This window comes from Veillonella tobetsuensis (assembly GCF_001078375.1).
In the GTDB taxonomy this organism is placed as follows: Bacteria; Bacillota; Negativicutes; order Veillonellales; family Veillonellaceae; genus Veillonella; species Veillonella tobetsuensis.
On sequence record NZ_BBXI01000039.1, the window covers coordinates 1 to 704 of the forward strand.

Consider the following 704-nt stretch of genomic DNA (forward strand, 5'->3'; position numbering starts at 1 on the left):
AAAAAAGCTACCCACCGGCTTAGCCGGTGGTTCTTCTTTTCGCCTATAAGGCGAATGCTACCGGCCGCGCGTGGGAGCGCATGTCGATCCGTCATCTGCAATCTAATACTAACTACCCGTTAAACGGGTCTTGAAAATCTAAAACTAATTGCTCTGACATCTCGTCTTGCTTTAATTGATTCGAAATATACTCCGCTATCTTTTTCTCATTTTTACCGACTGTATCGACGTAATATCCTCTACACCAAAATTGTCGGTTCCGATATTTGAATTTCATATTCCCCCATTTCTCATATATCATTAAACTACTTTTACCTTTTAGAAATCCCATAAATGATGAGACTGACATTTTAGGTGGAATTGCTACTAATATATGAATATGATCTGGGCATGCTTCTGCAGACAAAAGCTCTACACCTTTCCATCTGCATAATTCACGAATTATACCTCCGATTTCAAATCGCTTTTGTCCAAAAAATACTTTTCTTCTATACTTTGGTGCAAATACTATATGATATTTGCAGTTCCATTTAGTATGTGCTAAACTCTGATTGTCATACATTATATGGCCTCCTTTAGGGTCTTAATTGCAGTTGACGGACCGCAATCTAATCTTACCCTAAAGGAGTAACTTTTCGAAGACGCAACGCTAAAGCTTTTACTGAACCCCCGGACTATCCGGGGGTTTTCTATATACAAAAAGC

At 38.9% G+C, this 704-nt stretch carries 1 protein-coding gene; it reads right to left on the reverse strand.

Annotated elements, in window-relative coordinates; all coding sequences use genetic code 11:
* Positions 1 to 112: 112 nt before the first annotated feature.
* Positions 113 to 562 (reverse strand): IS200/IS605 family transposase, encoded by a 450-nt coding sequence (gene tnpA / locus VEI_RS09310; protein ID WP_005380573.1) that lies wholly within the window; start codon positions 560 to 562, stop codon positions 113 to 115.
* Positions 563 to 704 lie beyond the last annotated feature (142 nt).

Bases quoted from the DNA above. Each gene is read 5' to 3' on its own strand.
- tnpA (WP_005380573.1), bottom strand. From the start codon at position 562: ATGTATGACAATCAGAGTTTAGCACATACTAAATGGAACTGCAAATAT.